This window comes from Mesorhizobium erdmanii USDA 3471, assembly GCF_000472705.1.
Classification (GTDB): Bacteria; Pseudomonadota; Alphaproteobacteria; order Rhizobiales; family Rhizobiaceae; genus Mesorhizobium; species Mesorhizobium erdmanii.
This window is the reverse complement of record NZ_KI421453.1, coordinates 362688-379720: the sequence shown is the minus strand read 5'-3', so window position 1 is coordinate 379720 and position 17033 is coordinate 362688. Positions and strand designations below refer to the sequence as shown.

16 protein-coding genes are annotated in these 17033 nt (G+C 65.8%); 9 read left to right on the top strand and 7 right to left on the bottom strand.

Annotation, left to right across the window (positions count from 1 at the left end):
• The first annotated feature begins 224 nt into the window (after positions 1 to 224).
• A complete protein-coding gene (locus A3AU_RS0129215) occupies positions 225 to 1121 on the top strand; it encodes a LysR family transcriptional regulator (RefSeq protein WP_027056054.1) in 897 nt (298 codons plus the stop codon).
• Positions 1122 to 1347: 226 nt separating this feature from the next.
• Complete coding sequence (locus A3AU_RS1000000140550; protein ID WP_245235607.1) at positions 1348 to 1815, top strand: hypothetical protein; 468 nt, start codon at positions 1348 to 1350, stop codon at positions 1813 to 1815.
• Positions 1816 to 1855: 40 nt separating this feature from the next.
• Here the strand turns inward: A3AU_RS1000000140550 and A3AU_RS0129205 are convergent, their stop codons facing one another.
• From A3AU_RS0129205 to A3AU_RS0129180, 6 genes are read right to left on the bottom strand one after another with little or no spacing between them, the layout of a single operon-like run.
• A complete protein-coding gene (locus A3AU_RS0129205; RefSeq protein WP_027056052.1) occupies positions 1856 to 2629 on the bottom strand; it encodes an SDR family NAD(P)-dependent oxidoreductase in 774 nt (257 codons plus the stop codon).
• A 6-nt stretch (positions 2630 to 2635) separates the two neighbouring features.
• Entirely contained in the window at positions 2636 to 3970 is a 1335-nt protein-coding gene (locus A3AU_RS0129200) for a dihydroorotase (protein ID WP_027056051.1), read from the bottom strand.
• Between the two features lie 25 nt (positions 3971 to 3995).
• Positions 3996 to 4931, bottom strand: a complete 936-nt coding sequence (locus tag A3AU_RS0129195) for a polysaccharide deacetylase family protein (protein WP_027056050.1) — start codon at positions 4929 to 4931, stop codon at positions 3996 to 3998.
• A gap of 12 nt (positions 4932 to 4943) precedes the next feature.
• A complete protein-coding gene (locus tag A3AU_RS0129190) occupies positions 4944 to 5969 on the bottom strand; it encodes an NAD-dependent epimerase/dehydratase family protein (RefSeq protein ID WP_027056049.1) in 1026 nt (341 codons plus the stop codon).
• 30 nt (positions 5970 to 5999) lie between these two features.
• Positions 6000 to 6749 (bottom strand): SDR family NAD(P)-dependent oxidoreductase, encoded by a 750-nt coding sequence (locus A3AU_RS0129185; protein WP_027056048.1) that lies wholly within the window; start codon positions 6747 to 6749, stop codon positions 6000 to 6002.
• A 10-nt stretch (positions 6750 to 6759) separates the two neighbouring features.
• On the bottom strand, positions 6760 to 7947 hold the full coding sequence (locus tag A3AU_RS0129180; protein ID WP_245235594.1) for an MFS transporter: 1188 nt from the start codon (positions 7945 to 7947) through the stop codon (positions 6760 to 6762).
• A gap of 365 nt (positions 7948 to 8312) precedes the next feature.
• On the opposite strand from A3AU_RS0129180, the gene A3AU_RS0129175 reads away from it, so the two are divergent.
• The 7 genes from A3AU_RS0129175 to A3AU_RS0129145 are packed head-to-tail and all read left to right on the top strand — an operon-like array spanning position 8313 to position 15470.
• Positions 8313 to 8663 (top strand): RidA family protein, encoded by a 351-nt coding sequence (locus A3AU_RS0129175; protein WP_027056046.1) that lies wholly within the window; start codon positions 8313 to 8315, stop codon positions 8661 to 8663.
• A 24-nt stretch (positions 8664 to 8687) separates the two neighbouring features.
• Complete coding sequence (gene hydA / locus A3AU_RS0129170) at positions 8688 to 10118, top strand: dihydropyrimidinase (protein WP_027056045.1); 1431 nt, start codon at positions 8688 to 8690, stop codon at positions 10116 to 10118.
• Positions 10103 to 11017, top strand: a complete 915-nt coding sequence (locus tag A3AU_RS0129165) for a nitrilase-related carbon-nitrogen hydrolase (protein WP_027056044.1) — start codon at positions 10103 to 10105, stop codon at positions 11015 to 11017. The genes hydA and A3AU_RS0129165 overlap by 16 nt, the downstream gene beginning before the upstream one ends.
• Positions 11018 to 11031: 14 nt before the next feature.
• Positions 11032 to 12348 (top strand): Coenzyme F420 hydrogenase/dehydrogenase, beta subunit C-terminal domain, encoded by a 1317-nt coding sequence (locus A3AU_RS0129160; RefSeq protein WP_027056043.1) that lies wholly within the window; start codon positions 11032 to 11034, stop codon positions 12346 to 12348.
• Positions 12349 to 12361: 13 nt separating this feature from the next.
• Positions 12362 to 13528, top strand: coding sequence for an NAD(P)/FAD-dependent oxidoreductase (locus A3AU_RS0129155; protein WP_027056042.1), 1167 nt, complete (start codon positions 12362 to 12364; stop codon positions 13526 to 13528).
• A complete protein-coding gene (locus A3AU_RS0129150; protein WP_027056041.1) occupies positions 13525 to 14808 on the top strand; it encodes a Zn-dependent hydrolase in 1284 nt (427 codons plus the stop codon). Before A3AU_RS0129155 ends, A3AU_RS0129150 begins: the two co-directional genes overlap by 4 nt.
• Complete coding sequence (locus A3AU_RS0129145; RefSeq protein WP_027056040.1) at positions 14805 to 15470, top strand: cysteine hydrolase family protein; 666 nt, start codon at positions 14805 to 14807, stop codon at positions 15468 to 15470. The genes A3AU_RS0129150 and A3AU_RS0129145 overlap by 4 nt, the downstream gene beginning before the upstream one ends.
• Here A3AU_RS0129145 and A3AU_RS01000000136265 read toward each other — a convergent pair.
• The gene (locus A3AU_RS01000000136265; protein ID WP_032918324.1) at positions 15455 to 16942 is read right to left on the bottom strand and encodes an N-acyl-D-amino-acid deacylase family protein; all 1488 of its coding nucleotides are present in this window, start codon (positions 16940 to 16942) and stop codon (positions 15455 to 15457) included. The two genes, A3AU_RS0129145 and A3AU_RS01000000136265, sit on opposite strands and share 16 nt — an antisense overlap.
• Positions 16943 to 17033 lie beyond the last annotated feature (91 nt).

Sequence of the window (17033 nt, the reverse complement as noted above, 5' to 3'; positions counted from 1 at the left end):
CTGCCGACGTCAGGCGTTCAGTGCGGAAGCGCGCACATCGGTGGTGCGAAATCGATCCGGCTGGACCACTGGCGCCAGGAGCGACGATCAGCATCGGCGTTCGGGATTGGGCCGCACTTGTCGGCTTGCGCTACGAGGACCACTGTGCTGCCCACGTACGAGATATGGTTCAATGTGTTAGATTTGGGATTTGGAAGGCGCACCGCGCGGTGCGAGATTGCACCATGATCGATTGGGATGACGTTCGCTACTTTCTTGCCGTTGCGCGCCGAGGCTCGGTGCGGGCCGCCGCCGAAGGCCTCGGGGTGAATCACTCGACCGTGCTGCGACGCATCGCCCAGCTCGAGGAACGCCTCGGAGCGCAGATGTTCGAGAAGCTGCCTTCAGGTTACCGGCTGACGGCGGCGGGCGAGGAGGTCCTCGAACTCGCGAACCAGATGGAAGCGTCGTCGCATCAGCTGGAGACGCGCGTCTTCGGGCGCGACCAAAGCGTGCGCGGGCTTCTGCGGGTGACGTTGGCCCCGACCCTCGCGACACACCTCTTCATGCCGGACTTCGCCGATTTCGCGCGTCTGCACCCGGACATCGAGATGGAGATCTTGTCGTCCGGGGAGCTGGCAAATCTGACCAACCGGGAGGCCGACGTGGCGATCCGCGTCGTCTACGACCGCAAAACCCTGCCGCTCAATCTTCACGGACTGAAGGGACCGGAGCTGTTCGGCGCCGTCTACATATCCCGCGATCGGCTAGCCGCATGGCGTGCGGGCGCGGCTGATCCCATCCGGTGGATCGTCATAAGCATGCATGGAATTCCGGACTGGGTCCGCCAGGGCGAGGTTCGCACGACGGGGGTTCCGTTCAGGACCACGGACGGCGAAGCGCAGATCGTTGCTGTGCGGCAGGGGCTCGGGATCACGACACTGCCGTGCTTCGTCGGAGACGCCGACCCCCTGCTGATGAGGGTGCCGGGCACCGAGCTGCACATGTACGGAACGCTATGGCTGCTCACGCAGGGGGAGACACGCAAGACGAAGCGCGTGCGGCTGTTCACGGAGTTCGTATCCCGCAGGCTCGCCGCGTACGCTCCGCTCCTCGCGGGTCTGTCCCTACCGTACGACTGAAGCCCGGCAGCGCGGCCGCCGCGATGAATCGCGCCCGTGCAGACGTGATGCCTCTTTCAGACAGCCTCGCCGTCGGTCCGTTTAACCGGACGGCTCTGGCGTCAGCGAGATATACGCATTGCATCGGTCGGTGATGTAGAGTGACGTGCAATTCGGCGGACGCGCGGTCCGCCGGTAGCCCGTGAACGACAGGGAGAATTTGATGCGGAATAGGATGCTGGGCTTGATGGCGCTTGCCTTGGCTGCGTGCCAATCGGCTCCTGCAGAGCGGCAACCCGCCGCTGTCGAACCCGCGCCAGGTCCCGTTGCCCCTCAACCCGGTTTGGCTCCCGCGGGTTCGGCAATCATGGATCAATCCGTGACGATCACTCCCCCGGCGAAAGGCGTTCCGGCCAAGTATGCCGCATTTTCGGGCATTTGGGCTGGACGATTGGAGGGCACTTCTGAAGCCGAGGTCGCAGTGCAGACGATTTCTCCGAATGGCCAGGTGACAGTCACCTTTGCCTGGAGCAATCTGGGCGACAACAATCCGGGAGAGGCAGCCGGCGCGGGAAGAATTGTCGGGACGACGTTGAAGCTCGGGCGTCTGCCGAATGGCGCCGACATCAGTCTGACGATGCTGCCTGGCGGAACCCTGGCCGGAACCTATGTGCTCGCCGGCCAGACCTACACCGGCACGTTCAGCAGGCAATGACGGAAACCCAACCTGGCGCATCGCAGGCAGACAGCATTAGTCAGCCTGCCATCCAGCCGCCGTCCACCATAAGGTTGATGCCGGTGACGTAGCTTGCCATGTCGCTGGCAAGGAACAGTGCGGCTCCTGCCACATCGTTCGGATGCCCGAGCCGCGGCCAGGGCGTGCGCCGGCGTGAATAGTCGATGGCGTCGGGGTCGTTGGCCACGCCCGGCTTGCCGGTGATGATCTTGCCGGGTGCGATGGCGTTGCAGACGATCAGATCGTCGGCGTGGTCGACCGCGATCTGCCGCGTCATCTGCACGATGCCCCCCTTACTCACCGAATAGGGAAGGTCGCCGGGACAGGCCACCATGCCGTGCTGCGAGGAAATATTGATGACACGGCCGCGCACGTCGTTGACCGGCGCCTGGGCGAGCATCTGCATCACCGCCCGTTTCGAGCAGTAGAAGAAACCGGTCAGGTTGACGCCTATGACCCGCTGCCATTGTTCCGGCGTGGTGTCGATCAGATTGGTGCTGGTGTAGATCGCGGCGTTGTTGACCATCACGTCGAGCCGTCTGAACTGGTCGACCGTCGCATTGACCAGCGCATCGACGGCGTTCCAGTCGGCGATGTCGGTCCGGATGTAGACGGCGGCTCCGCCGGCCGAGCGGATCAACTCCACGGTGCTCTGACCGCCCTCGATCGGCTGCTCGACCGTGTCGGCGACGACGACGCTCGCGCCCTCCGCCGCGAATTTCAGCGCGATCGCGCGGCCGATACCGGAACTGCCTCCGGTGACGATGGCGGTCTTGTTGGCGAGCAGGGGCATGTTTCCTCAGCTTTCCCGGGTGACGATGGTTCCGATTTTCGGCCCGATCCGTTTTCCCTCGCGCACGATCTCGCGGCCGCGCAGGAAGACGCTTGTCAGCCGCGCCTGGACGGTCCAGCCGTCGAAGGGCGTATAGCCCGCTCGCGACACCTGATCGGCATTGGCGATCATGCTGGAGTGGCGCGGATCGAGGATGAGCATATCGGCGTCGTAACCGGTTGCGATCCGGCCCTTGCGCCGAGCCAGGCCGAAGCGTTCGGCCGGATTACGCGCGCACAGGCGCACCAGATCGGGCAGCGTGATCAGATTTTCGTCGACCAGTTTCAGCATCGTCTGCAGCAATGTCTGCAGTCCCGGCATGCCGCCCGGAATGTCGGCGAAAGCCGCATAGGGTGCCGCCTTTTCGGCCGGCGTATGCGGCGCGTGGTCGGTGGCGACGATGTCGATCAGTCCCGCGCGCAGCGCGGCACGCAGCGCATCCACGTCATGCGGCGAGCGCAGGGGTGGCGAGGCCTTGAGATTGGCGCCCTGCATTCCATAGTCGTTGGCGTTGAAGAAGAGGTTCTGCGGCGTGGTTTCGACGCTGGCGTCGGCCATGCCGCGCAGCCGGCTCCAGGCCTCGACGCCGAGTTCGGAATTGATCTGGCGGACATGAATTCTGGCCTCGGCCGAGGCGGCGGCCACAAGCGCCCGGGCGATGCCGTTGGCTTCGGCCAGCGGCGGACGGCTGGCCTGGAAGGCGGCGATGGTGCCGGAGCGGTCGCGCATGGTGCTGCCGGTCAGGATCGATTGATCGCCGGGCGAGATGCCGATCAAGGTGTCGCTGCCGGCAAAAGCCTTCAACGCCTCGGCCACGGCGTCGAGCGTGGCGAAGAGGAAGTCATCGGGCACATCGGCGGTGAACAGCTCGAACGAGACCGGCCTGAGATCGAGCAGGCGCGGGATGAGCGACAGGTCGCGGCTGAGCACGGCCTGCAGGCCGACGTCGACGTGGAGGCGGCCTGCGGCCGTCGCCATCTTGTTGGCAAGCTGTTCGCCCGTCGCTGTCCACGGTTCGTCGGTCGGCATGTCGAGCACCGTCGTCACGCCACCAAGGGCCGCGGCATGCGTGCCGGAGGAAAAGTCCTCCTTGTGCGTCAGTCCGGGGTCGCGCAGATGCGCGTGCGCGTCGACCAGGCCGGGCAGCAGATAGGCGCCAGCCGCGTCGACAACGGCCCTCGCAGAAGCCGTCTCGCCGGGTGGGAGAAGCGCTGCGATGCTGCCGTCGCTGACGCCCACATCGCACCGCTCGAACCCTTCGGCGTTGACGATGGTGGCTCCCCGGATCAGCGTCTCGAACATGCCGTCTTGCTTCCGTTAGACCGCTCTAGCCGCGCCGCTCGAAGCCGGCATGATTGTCCAGCCAGAACCGGGCGATGTCTTCGCGGCGCATGAAGGCAGCGGCAGGGTTCTGCTTCAAATGTTCGATCACTTCGCGCAGGCCGGACGCCCGGTTTGGCTGGCCCATCCAGCGCGCATGGATGCCGATCGTCAGCATGCGACCGCCGGTCTCGCCGGCTTCGTCGAGCATGTAGTCGATTGCCGAGCGGCAGTCCTCGGCGAAGTCTCGCGGATTGCTGTAGCCCGGCGCCACCAGATAGCGGCTGTCATTGAGCGTCTTGGAATAGGGCACGACCAGGATCTCGGTGCCCCGATGGTCGAGGAAATAGGGCAGGTCGTCGTTGCAGGGGTCGGAGTGGTAGAGGAAGCCGCCTTCGCGCACCAAAAGGTCGCGCGTGTTGACGCTGGGCAGCGAGCGGCAATTCCAGCCCAACGGGCGCCTGCCCAGCAGCTTCTCGTAAAGCGCGATCGCTTCATGCAGCTGGCGTTCTTCCTCGTTGCGCCCGATGGTCGTGTAGTCGATCCAGCGCAGGCCGTGGCCGAGCAGGTCGTGACGTCGCGTCTTCATCCATTCGACCAAGGGCGGGTTGCGCTCCAGCGCCACCGCGCAAGCTGAGATGGTGATCGGGATGTCGTGGCGATCGAACAGCCGTGCCAGGCGCCAGACACCGGCGCGGCTGCCATATTCGAAATGCGTTTCGGTGCCGAGATCGCGCACCGGCGGGCTCGAGGTGAGATTGTATTCGCCCCAATTGTCGTTGCGGCCGTCTTCGAGCCAGGAATACTCCGAGCCTTCCTCGTAGTTGAGCACGAGGTTGATGGCGAGCTTGACGCCGCCCGGCCAGGTCATGAAGGGCGGGCGCGGACCATAGCCGACGAAGTCGCGCGGCTGTGGCGGTTGCGAGGCAGCACTCGGCGTCATGGCAGATTCCTCTCAGCTCGTTTCGTTGGCTTCTATCCAGTCCATGTAAGCGTGGAAGGCTTCCTTGCCAGGACGCGGCCGCCATGTGGTGTCGCGTAGGATGCGGGCGATGTCATACGCGCCCCACATGCCGCCTTTCAGTCTCACATCCTGGACGATGTTGGCGTCTTCTCCCGATGTCACCTCGACTTTCAGTCCGGGCACGCGTTCCCTTGCCCAGCCTATGATCTCGCCGATGGTCTGGCTGGAGCCGGAGCCGATATTGTAGTGGCGGTAATTGAGGCGCGGTGCATCGATCAGCGCGATAATCGCGTCGGCAACGTCGGTCGAGACGGTGTAGTCACCGACCGGCTCCAGGCTGTTCGGCCTGATCGTCTCGCCGGCCAGAGCCATATGCGCGACGCGGTTGGGAACATGGCGAAAGTTGCGGCTCTCGGTGGCGCGGTCCATCGGGCCGTAGACGGAAGCAAGCCGCACCGAGACCGCCGACAGGCCGAACAGGTCGGCATAGCGGTTGGTGACCATCTCGGAGGCGAATTTCGAGATGCCGTACAGCGTCAGCGGTGCGACATAGCCGTCTTCCGGCAGCGGTTCGCCGCCCCAGTCGGGTCCGTTATGGCGGTAGACGGAGCCGGAGCTGACATAGATGAAGCGTTTCACGTTCGGCCTCGTACGCGCCCAGTCCAGCATCCGCACCGTGCCCATGAGATTGACGTCGACGATGCGGGCCGGGTCCTCGGCCTCCGGCTGGCGCTTTGCCTCCGAGGCGCTGCCGCGCGAGATCGGCGTGATCGTCGCGCCATGCACGATCGCCGTGATGCCTTGCTCGTCGAGCGTCGAGGACCAGGTCATCGGGTCGAGGACATCGGCGGCGATCACTGTGAGCCGGTCGCGCACCGGGGCGAAATGCTTTTCGGCCGCGGCGTCGAGGCCGGACCGGTCGAGGATCACGGCGCGGGCTTGCGGGTCGCGGTCGAGCCATGCGCGCGCGACCACGCTCATGACAAAGCCGGTGCCTCCGGTGACGAGCAGGGTCATGCGAACTCCTTTGAAGTTGAACGAAGCGGGTCAGCGCGTCGCATAGCCGCCATCCACGAGCATGTCCGAGCCGGTGACGAAGGATGCGTCCGATGACAAAAGGAATGCAGCCGCCGCGGCGATTTCCTCCGGCTCCGCGATGCGGCCGAGCAGATGGGCCGGTCCAAGACCTGCGTTGGCGGCGTCGAAGTCCGGAAATCTGCGCAGCAGGCGCGTCGTCGCCACCGCGCCCGGCGATAGGCTGTTGACGCGCACCTTGTCCGGCGCGTGGTCGACAGCCATCGCCTTGGCGAGATGGATCAGCCCCGCCTTGGCGGCGCAATAGGCGACGGCCCTGGTGGTCGCGACCCGCCCGAATTGCGAGCCGATGAACACCACCGAGCCGCCGCCGCCCGCGGCGATCAACGGCACCGCATATTTGCTCATGAGGAACGCGCCGGTCAGGCTGACGTCGAGCTCATGTCGCCAGGATTTTTCGTCGAGATCGACGACGCTGGCGTTCGTCGATGGCGCGGCGGCATTGTGCACCAGTCCGTCCAGCCGGCCGAAGCGCTGCTTTGCCATGTCGACGGCGCTTCTGGCGGAGTCGGCATCGGTCACGTCGCATTGGCAACCGGCCGCCGACGAGCCGAGTTCGTCGGCAAGCGCCTGCGCCACCGCGAGGTCATGGTCGGCGCAGACCACGCTGGCGCCTTCCGCGACGCAGCGCCGGGCAATGGCGGCGCCAATGCCGCTTGCGGCGCCCGCGATCAGCACAACGCTTCCTTGCAGTCGGTTCATCGCGGCGACCTCAAACCCGTTCCTCGACACGTTGCAGGACCGGCGCCGTCACCGGCCGGCGCAGCAGATTGTAGCAGGCCGCGAGCGTAACCAGGGCAGCGCCGCCGCCGAGCAGCAGGAACATGGCCGGAGGCCCAAGATGCGCCATCAAGCCCGCGGCGACACCCGGCGTCGCCACATTGCCGATCGAATAGAGCAGCAGCAGCGTGCCGGAGGCGGCGACCATGTGCCGGCTATGAAGCTGCGACGCGCCGAAGGCCATCGCCACCGGATAGATCGTCAGCGCCGTGGCGCCATAGACGAAGAACAGCACGAACAGCAGCGGCACCGACAGCGTGCCGACCCATGCGATCGTGGCGCAGGCCGTCACCGCCATCAGTCCTTGCACCAGCAGCATCAGGCGGCGGTCGAACCGGTCCGACAGCCAGCCGACCGGGGTCTGTGCGAGCATGCCGGCGATGCTGATCGTCGTCACCAGCCAGACCGTGGCCGCCGCCGACAGCCCGATCTGCGTCCCGTAAAGAGGCGTCAGCACGAAGATGTTCATGTTGGTGATGCCGGCCTGGAAAATGGCAACGACCGTCACCGGCGCCAGCCTGAAAAGCGCCAGCGGCCCGAGCCGCCTGTCGGCCTTCGCTCCGGGTGCCGGATCGGCCGGCGCCGAAGGCAATGTCGGCCAGCGCAACCCCGCGAACTTCGGCGCGAACGCCAGAAGCACCGTCGCCGCCGCAACCAAAAACAGATGCGGAGATTTCGGACCGACTAGCGCGACCAGGATCTGGCCGAGCAGCACGGCGATCGCCGTCGTCAGCATGTAGATCGAGAACATCGCGCCGCGATTGTGCTGTTCGGCATAGAGATTGATCCAGCTTTCGCAGACGACGAACATCGAGGCCATGGACATGCCACCGAGCAGCCGGAAGCAGAACCACCCCGGCATGAAGTCGGTGAACACGAAGCCCAGGGCCGATAGCAGCGCGGTTGTCAGGATCAGCAGGAAGGTTCGCTCATGGCCATGGCGGGCGACCAATGGGCGCGTCATCAGGCATCCGATCAGGAAGCCCAATGGATAGGCCGTCAGCACGATCTGAACGACGTCGGGGTCGACGCCGGGTTTGCCGAGGTGGAACGACACCTCGGTCGTCAGCATGGCGCTGCCGATGCAGGCGAGACAGACGCTTGCCATGATCGGCAGCATGGCACGGGAGCGCTCGGCGTTCCGCCACAAGCGCATCGCGGATTGAGAGATTGACCTCATTTATGCCGCTGTCAGCCGGCTAGGACGGGCGGCGTCGTTCGCAAACGGGATCAATCACCGGCGCTGGACTCTTATGCATTGCGACGGCTCCCCTTGGCAGTCCCGCTGTCCGGCGGCTGCTCTCCCACACAGAAGCTACACCTCGCCATGCCTGTCACAAGCGAAGATTGACACGGCTATGGCGTCATTTTTTTTGGCCATCCCGGCAGCGGAAAACCGGGTTGTGCCGTGCGACAGGCTTTACAGGCCTTTTGCACGCTCCCTACGATAGGTCGCCTGCCAAAGATCGAGAGGGAGACCAGGAGATGACGATCGAACGCCTTGAGAACGGGCAACGCTTCTGCAGGGTGCTGCGCTACAACGGCACCGTCTATGTTTCTGGCCTGACGGCGGAGGACCTTTCCGGCGATACTACCGCGCAGACGAAGCAGATCTTCGCCAAGATCGATGCGCTTCTGGCCAAGGCCGGCACCGACAAGTCGAAGCTTCTCAGCGCCCAGATCTGGCTGCGCGACATCGCCGACTTCGAGATGATGAATGCGGCTTGGGACGCCTGGATCGATCGCAGCGCCATGCCGGTGCGCGCGACGGTGGAGGCACGGCTTGCCGGCGACCAGTATCGCGTCGAGATCATGGTCACTGCGGCGGTCGGCTGACGCCGGTTGGGGTGGGCAAATCGAATGCATGAGCTGGTGATCAAAGGCGGACGGGTTGCGCTCGACGACGGGTGGGCCGAATGCGACATCGCCATCGATGAGGGCCGCATCGGCGCCATCGGCACCGGGCTTGCCGGCAGATCCGTGATCGCCGCCGGCGGCCGCTGGGTCATGCCCGGCGGCATCGACGCTCATTGCCATCTCGACCAGCCGGTCTGGGGCGGAGCCGGCAATGCGGACGATTTCGAGTCCGGCACCATCTCGGCGGCGTTCGGTGGCACGACTTGCATCGTCCCGTTCGGCATGCCGGGTCCGGAGATGAGCACTGTCGGCGCCATCGATCGAGCGCTCGATCGCGCCACAGGGCGCTCGGTGATCGACTACGGGCTGCACGCGGTCGTGACCATGGGCACCGGCCCGGATGTCGAGGAACAGCTGTCGCAGCTCGCCAGCCGCGGCATCGCTTCCGTCAAGCTGTTCATGACCTATCAGGGTTTTGCGGTCGATGACGACCTCTTCTTCCGGGTGCTCGATACCGCCCGCAGGCTCGGCTGGATCGTCATGGTCCATGCCGAGAACGACGCTGCCATAAGGCGTACACGCCAGCGGCTCATCGATCTCGGCCGCACCGATATCCGCTACCACGTCGTTGCCCACAGCGAGACCATGGAGCGCGAGGCCACGCACCGCGCGCTGGCCTTCGCCGAAATGACCGGCGCGCGCATGACCATCGTCCACGTCTCCTCCTGGCAGTCGGCGGAAGAGGTGGCGCGGGCGAAGACGCGCGGCGTCGACGCCATCGCCGAGACCTGTCCGCAATATCTGTTCATCGGCGCCGCAGACCTCGACCGGCCGGCGCTCGATGCGGCGCGCTTCGTCTTTTCGCCGCCGCCGCGTTCGCCGCGCAGCCATGACCATCTGTGGCAGGCGCTCATCGATGGCGGCATCGATCTCTGGTCCTCCGACCATTCGCCCTATTTCTTCGCCGACAAGATCGCGCGATCGCAAACACCCGGCTTCACCACCACGCTGAGCGGTATTCCCGGCATCGAGACGCGTCTGCTGCTGCTCTTCTCGGAAGGCTTGTTGACCGGCCGGCTGACACTCGACCGCTATCTCGATCTCACCTCACGCAATGCCGCCGCGATCTATGGTCTGGCCCATGCCAAGGGCCGGATAGCTGTCGGCCTCGATGCGGATCTGGCGCTGTGGGATCCCGAGGCGACCTGGACGCTCGGCCATGCCGCCTTGCATTCGCGCGTCGACTTCACGCCCTACGAGGGCCGGAGCGTAACCGGCAAGCCGACAACCGTGCTGGTGCGCGGCGTGCCTGTGGTCGCCGACGGCAAGCTGCGGGTGCAGCCTGGGTTCGGAAAATTCGTAGAGCGCACGGCGGCCGATCCGGCCCGCGCGGGAAAACCAGTCGAGGAGACGACGTCATGGCTCGATGCCTGACCATAGCGGTGGCCCAGACCGGACCCATCCAGCGCAGCGCCTCGCGCGCCGAAACGGTCGATCGCCTTGTCCACCTGCTGGAGCGGTCCGCTGCCGCTGGTGCGGAGATTGCGGTGTTCCCCGAGATGGCGCTCACCACTTTCTTCCCGCGCTGGCGCATCGACGATCAGGCGGAGATCGACGCCTTCTTCGAGCAGTCGATGCCGGGGCCGGACACGCAGCGCCTCTACGATGCCGCCGCCCGCCTCAAGATCGGCTTCGCGCTCGGCTATTGCGAGATCGCGCAGGAGGAGGGCCGAACGCGCCATTTCAACACCATGGACCTTGTCGGCCCGGACGGGGGCTTCATCGGCCGCTACCGCAAGATGCATGTACCGGGCTCCGCCGAGCCGGAAGAAGGCACCACCACGCATCTCGAACGGCGCTATTTCGAGCCGGGCAATCTCGGCTTTCCGGTCTTCGACTATCGCGGCGTCCGCGTCGGCATGGCGATCTGCAACGACCGCCGCTGGCCGGAGACCTATCGCATGCTTTGTCTCAACGGCGCCGAGGTGGCGCTGCTCGGCTACAACACGCCACTGCTGCTCGACGAGGCGCCGGCGCTGGCGCACCTCAGGATGTTCCACAACCATTTGCCGATGCAGGCCGGCGCCTACCAGAACACGCTGTGGGTGGCGGCCGCCGCCAAGGCCGGGCTGGAAGACGGCCAGGCGCTGATCGGTGGCTCCTGCATCATCGCACCGACAGGGGAGATCGCCGCGCTGGCGATGTCGCTCGGCGACGAGATCATCGTACATCGTGCCGATCTGGACCTGATCGAGACCTGCCGGAAGGTCAATTTCAACTTCGCGCTCTATCGCCGCCCCGATCAGTACCGGCTTATCGCCGAATCGGTCTGAGAGCGAAGAACCAGATGAGCCTCATCGAAGCCAATCGAAGACAAGGTACAATGGCGCCTCCGGCCGATCCGCTGTCTTTGAGCGAGATCGTCGAGAACGGGCTCTGTATCGGCTGCGGCCTCTGCCGTTCGATCGCCGCGCCAGATGCCATCGAGATGGTGATGACCCCGGAGGGGCGCGCGCGGCCGGTGGCGCGGCAGGCGTTGGGCAGACCGACGCTGCGGCGGATCAATGCCGTCTGTCCGGGAACGCGCATCGCCGGTCCGCCACCGGCGCAATCAAGCGAAGCCGCCTCGATGGACACTGTCTGGGGACCTGTCGAGCGGCTCGTGCTCGGCCGCGCGAAAAACCCGACCGTGCGGTTTGTCGGTTCCGGCGGCGGAGTGCTGACGGCGCTCGGCCAGTTCCTGCTGAGCTCCGGGCGCGTCAAATTCGTGCTGCATGTCGCCGCATCGCATTCCCGGCCGATGCGCAGCGAAAGGCGGCTGAGCTTCGACGCCGCTTCGATGCTCGAAGGCGCGGGCTCGCGCTATGGCCCGGCCGCGACCTTGGTCGATTTCGGCGACATCCTCGATCGCGGCGAGCCCTTCGCGCTGATCGCCAAGCCATGCGACGTCACCGCGGTGCGCAAGCTGGCGCGACTCGATCCGCGCGTCGACCGGTACATGCGCTACGCCTTGGCCTTCATCTGCGGCGGCGCATCGGACCTGTCGAAATCGGAGCAGGTGCTGCAGCGCTTTGGCCTCAGCGAGGAGGAACTCACGCTGTTCCGCTATCGCGGCCATGGCAATCCCGGCCTCAACCGGATCGAGACCGGGGATGGGCGCGCCTTCGAACTGACCTATCGGCAGCTGTGGGAGGACGAGGACAAATGGATGATCCAGCCGCGCTGCAAGATCTGTCCCGACGCCATCGGCCAGGTGGCGGATATCGCGGTTCATGACACCTGGTTGAACGGTGGGCCGGCAGCCGAGGACGAGGCGCTCAACGGCATCATCGTGCGCACCAGGCACGGCCTCGAGCTGTTCGACGCGGCGGTCGAAGCCGGCGCACTGGAGATCAAGCGCGAGACCAGTGTAGCCGAAATCAGTGAGTTACAGTCACACCAGGTGCGCAAGCGCCGCGCCGTCTGGGCGCGGCTGAAAGGCATGGCGATCGCCGGCAAGCCGGTGCCCGTGGTGAGCGACCTGGCACTGGAGGATTGTGCGCGCCAGAATTCGCTGGCGGAGAACCTGGCCGAAGGGCGTGGCGCCCGCGAGCGTGCCCGGCGCGGGCGCCTGGGTGAACCGCCTGCCGTGCCGCGCGAAGATAAGGCTACGCAATCATGTTGAAGGATGGGTTGATATGAGTGCCGCCGAGGAAACCGAAATCATCATCATTGGCGGCGGCATTGCCGGCGCCGGCGCCGCCTTCGAGATTTCCCGCACCTCCAAGGTGGTGCTGTTGGAGCGTGAAAGCCATTGCGGCTACCACACCACCGGCCGCTCGGCGGCGAGCTTCACCGAAAATTACGGCAATGGCATCATCCGCCGTATCGTGCTGGCGAGCCGGTCTTTCCTGACCGAGCCACCGGCCGGCTTCTGTGATTATCCGCTGCTCAGCAAGCGCGGCATGATCACCGTGGCGCGCGCCGATCAGCTCGACCTCTTGCGTGAGGATATGGAGGCCGCGCAGGCGCTGGTGCCCTCCATCGTCGCCATGACATCAGCCGAGGCGATCGCGCGCGTGCCGGTGCTGCGCGCGGATTATCTCGCCGGCGCCTATATCGAACCGCATTCGATGGATATCGACGTCAATGGCCTGCACCAGGGCTATCTGCGCGGCGCCCGCGCGCGCGGCGCGCGCATCGTCACCAATGCCGGCATCAAGGCGATCGACCGGCAAGGCGGCCAATGGCGGGTCGAAACCCTGGCGGGAGCGTTCGTCGCGCCAACGCTCGTCAATGCCGCCGGTGCCTGGGGCGACGAGATCGCCGTCATGGCTGGCGTGCGCCCGATCGGCCTGCGGCCGAAGCGCCGCACCGCCTTCAACATCCCGGCACCCGCCGGTGTCGACATATCAGACTGGCCGCTGGTCAACGATGTCGGCGCCGAGTTCTACTTCAAACCCGATGCCGGCCAGCTGTTCGTCTCGCCGGCGGATGCGACGCCCTCGGCGCCGATGGATGCCTATGCCGAGGATATCGATGTCGCGATCGGTGCCGAGCGCCTCGGCCAGGCGACGACGATAGAGGTGCAGCGCGTATCGCGCTCATGGGCCGGTCTCAGAACCTTCGTCGCCGACGGCTCGCCGGTGGTCGGACCGGATGACGCGGTGTCGGATTTCGTCTGGCTGGTCGGGCAGGGCGGCTACGGCATCAAGACCTCGCCGGCGCTGTCGCGTGTCTGCGCCAGCCTGATCGCGGGCAAGGGCTTTCCAGACGATGTCACAGGGCAAGGCGTGTCGATGGACGATCTCGCGCCGCACCGGTTGCGCGGCGTCAAGTCTGGAGCCAGGCAGGTTGCTTCATGAGCAATGCCGCACTCACGGCCGGCGGCAGGCTGGCCGGGCATCTGCTGGAGAGGCTTGCGCATGCCACCACCGATGCGCCGGGGATCACGCGCGTCGCCTACGGACCCGGTGAGCGCTTCGCCCATGATCTCGTGCGCGACGAAGCGGAAAAGCTCGGCGCCACGGTGCGCACCGATGCCGCCGGCAATCTCTACCTGACGCTGAAAGGCCGCGACCCCGACCTGCCGGCGATCGTCATCGGCTCGCATCTCGACAGCGTGCCGCATGGCGGTAATTTTGATGGAGCCGCGGGTGTCATGGCGGGGCTGGCCGTAATGGCCGAGCTGGTCGGGCAAGGCCTCCAATTGCCGCGCGACCTGATCGTGCTGGCGACCCGCGCCGAAGAGGCTGTCTGGTTTCCGCTATCCTATCCCGGCAGCCAGGCAGCACTTGGCCTGCTGGAACCGGCAGCGCTGGATGCGAAGCGGTCGGACAGCGGCCGCACGCTGGCTGACCACATGTTGGAGGAGGGTTTCGACCCTGATGCCGTGCGGCGCGGCATGCCGGGCATCGATGCCGGCCGGATCGCGGCTTTCGTCGAAGTGCATATCGAGCAGGGACCGCGCCTTGTCGCATCTGGCGCGCCGGTCGGCATCGTCACCGGCATCACTGGCGGCTTCCGCTATGTCGACGCGAAATGTTTTGGCGCCTACGCGCATTCCGGCGCCGAGCCGCGTTTCGCCCGCCATGACAGCGTGCTCGGCTTTGCCGATTTGGTCGCCGGCCTCGAGGCGGAATGGGACGCGCTCGAGCGTGAAGGGCATGAGGCCACCATCACCTTCGGCCGGGTGGAATCCGATCCGAGCCAGCACGGCGGCAGCCGCGTCCTCGGCGAGCTCCGCTTCACGCTCGATGTGCGCAGTGCCGAGGCCGCCGTGCTGGAACGGATCGAGGCAAGACTGCACGCGCTCTTCGCCGAAGTCGGCCCGAAACGCGGCGTCAGCTTCGAGGCCGGGCCGCGCTTCATCTGGGAGCCGGCGACCATGTCGCCGGCTCTGATCGCGAGGCTGGACCGCGCTGCCACCACGCTGGAAATGCGGGCGCCGCATGTGCCGAGCGGGGCGGGGCACGACGCGGCCACCTTTGCCGGGGCCGACATTGCGACCGCCATGATCTTCGTGCGCAACGAGAACGGCAGCCACAACCCGCATGAAGCTATGGAACTCGCCGATCTCGATCAGGCGATCCGCCTGCTTCTTCGTTTCGTCACCGACTTCGACAATCCCCTGGGACAGCCATGAACCTTGCCGCGACCGCCTTGCTCGTCATCGACCTGCAGAACGAATACCGCCCCAATGCGGCCTGGCCGGTCGTCGGCTATGACGCCGTGCTCGCCAACGCCGCCGCGCTGATCGAAGCCGCCCGCGCTGCGGGTGCGCCTGTCATCCATGCGCAGGCCTGGGTGAAGCCGGAAGAACGCGACGGCTATGCGCGGCAGGAGGAAATCCTGACCGAGGAATTCCGCTCCGCCATCGCCGGCAGCACTGGCGCGGCGATCTGCGCCGAAGTGGCGGCTCAGGCCGGAGACATCGTCATCCACAAGCACTGGCCGAGCGCCTTTCGCCGTACCGATCTTTCAAGACGGCTTGCGGACCTCAAGGTCGAGAACCTGATCGTCACTGGCGTGCTGACCGACAGCTGTGTGACCGAGAGCGTGTTCGACGCGGTGTACCAGGGGTTCAGGGTCTGGCTGGTCAAGGACGCCTGTGGCAGCATGAGCGAGGCCATGCATCGCACCGGCATGCTCGACATGGCCAATCGGCTCTACGGCGGCGGCATCCTGCGCTTGCCCCAGGCGCTAAAGGCGCTCGCCGGCCAACCCTTCGACGGCTGGCGCTGCACGCGGCCGGTGGAATTCGTCTACACGCTCGAAACGGTGGACCGGATTTACGACGCTCTGTGATCGGCGCCGCAGCCGCATGCGCCCCTGACGACCTTTGAGGCCGTGGGCTTTAGAACCGCGCCCGGCAGTGCTCCGGTCGCCCTGCCGCCACGCCAGACGGATACGCCGTTGACGAAGACATGCTCGATGCCGGCGGCGGGCCGGCGCGGCTCCTCGAACGTGGCGGTATCGATGATCGTCTCGGGATCGAAGACGACGAGGTCGGCGAAATTGCCTTCGGCCAGCAGCCCGCGTTGGGCGATACCGAATTCGCGCGCCGGCAGGCCGGTCATGCGGAACACGGCCTCCTCCAGGCTGAACAGGCCGACATCCCTGGCATAGTGGCCGAGCACACGCGGAAAGGTGCCCCAGAGACGCGGGTGCGGATGGATGTCGTGTGGCAGGCCGTCGGAACCGATCATGGTTCGCGGATGAGCGATGATGGTACGCACATCGGTCTCGTCGAGCTGGAAATAGACGGCACCAGCCGGCAGCAGCCGCTCGCCGGCTTCACGCTCGCTGCAGTTCCATTCGCGCGCGATGTCGGCGATCTCGCGCCTGGCCATCTCCGGATGCGGATCGGACCAGGTGACGAGGATCTTCAGGCCGGTGTCGCAGCGCTCCAGACGCAGCACCGTCGAGCTCGCGGCATAGGGATAGACATCCATGCCGATGTCCATCGTCTCGCGCGCCCGGTCGATCCGGTCGAGTGATGGCCTGCTCTTGCCGAAATTGGCGCGGCCGGTGCACTGGTGGTGTGAAATGAACAGCTTGCCACCGGCATGATCGGCAATGTCGATCGCTTCCTCGATCGCCTCGTCCATCGTCTCGAAATAATTGCGCGTGTGGGTGACATAGGGGCCGCCGAGGGCGGCCGCCGTGGCCGCGAGCGCCTTGACCTCTTCGGTCGAGGACTTCACGGCCGGCGGATAATCGAGCCCGGTGCTGAGGCCGAAGGCGCCTTCGGCCATGGCCTCGGCGACCGCCTCCTGCATCGCCGCCGTTTCCGCTTCGTTGGCCGGACGGTCGGTCACTGGCATGCAGCGTTGGCGCAGCGTGGTGTGGCCGACCAACAAGCCCGCGTTGGTGGCGATGCCGCGCCGCTCGAGCTCGGCGACGTAGTCGGCAAAGCGATCGAAGCGGAAATTCTCGCGGCCGCCGACCAGCGTGAAGGGTGGCGGTGGTGTCCTGTCGAGAAGCAGCGGCGCCAAGCTGACGCCGCAATTGCCGGCGATCACCGTCGTCACGCCCTGGCTGATCTTCGGGTCCATGCCGCGGGGCGCGAGCAGTGCGCCATCGTCATGGGTGTGGACGTCGATGAAGCCGGGTGCGACCACCTTACCCCTGGCATCGATCTCCTCGATCCCAGTCGCGTCGTCCAGCCGACCGATGGCGGCGATCCTGTCGCCAGTTACGGCGATATCGGCCTCGAAAGGTTTCGAGCCATCGCCGGAAATCAACGTCGCGTGACGGATGACGAGATCGTATGGCATGGGCGCTGATTTTCAACTCTGTTGTTGGAGCATGATCTCTGGACAAACGGAAACCGTTTTGTCCGAGAAAACCGGTTCCCACTTTTCGGGA

Coding starts and splice junctions, on each gene's coding strand:
- A3AU_RS0129155 (WP_027056042.1), top strand. CDS start 12,362: ATGAGTGCCGCCGAGGAAACCGAAATCATCATCATTGGCGGCGGCATT.
- hydA (WP_027056045.1), top strand. CDS start 8,688: ATGCATGAGCTGGTGATCAAAGGCGGACGGGTTGCGCTCGACGACGGG.
- A3AU_RS1000000140550 (WP_245235607.1), top strand. CDS start 1,348: ATGGCGCTTGCCTTGGCTGCGTGCCAATCGGCTCCTGCAGAGCGGCAA.
- A3AU_RS0129200 (WP_027056051.1), bottom strand. CDS start 3,970: ATGTTCGAGACGCTGATCCGGGGAGCCACCATCGTCAACGCCGAAGGG.
- A3AU_RS01000000136265 (WP_032918324.1), bottom strand. CDS start 16,942: ATGCCATACGATCTCGTCATCCGTCACGCGACGTTGATTTCCGGCGAT.
- A3AU_RS0129215 (WP_027056054.1), top strand. CDS start 225: ATGATCGATTGGGATGACGTTCGCTACTTTCTTGCCGTTGCGCGCCGA.
- A3AU_RS0129165 (WP_027056044.1), top strand. CDS start 10,103: ATGGCTCGATGCCTGACCATAGCGGTGGCCCAGACCGGACCCATCCAG.
- A3AU_RS0129145 (WP_027056040.1), top strand. CDS start 14,805: ATGAACCTTGCCGCGACCGCCTTGCTCGTCATCGACCTGCAGAACGAA.
- A3AU_RS0129185 (WP_027056048.1), bottom strand. CDS start 6,749: ATGAACCGACTGCAAGGAAGCGTTGTGCTGATCGCGGGCGCCGCAAGC.
- A3AU_RS0129160 (WP_027056043.1), top strand. CDS start 11,032: ATGAGCCTCATCGAAGCCAATCGAAGACAAGGTACAATGGCGCCTCCG.
- A3AU_RS0129205 (WP_027056052.1), bottom strand. CDS start 2,629: ATGCCCCTGCTCGCCAACAAGACCGCCATCGTCACCGGAGGCAGTTCC.
- A3AU_RS0129150 (WP_027056041.1), top strand. CDS start 13,525: ATGAGCAATGCCGCACTCACGGCCGGCGGCAGGCTGGCCGGGCATCTG.
- A3AU_RS0129180 (WP_245235594.1), bottom strand. CDS start 7,947: ATGCTGCCGATCATGGCAAGCGTCTGTCTCGCCTGCATCGGCAGCGCC.
- A3AU_RS0129175 (WP_027056046.1), top strand. CDS start 8,313: ATGACGATCGAACGCCTTGAGAACGGGCAACGCTTCTGCAGGGTGCTG.
- A3AU_RS0129190 (WP_027056049.1), bottom strand. CDS start 5,969: ATGACCCTGCTCGTCACCGGAGGCACCGGCTTTGTCATGAGCGTGGTC.
- A3AU_RS0129195 (WP_027056050.1), bottom strand. CDS start 4,931: ATGACGCCGAGTGCTGCCTCGCAACCGCCACAGCCGCGCGACTTCGTC.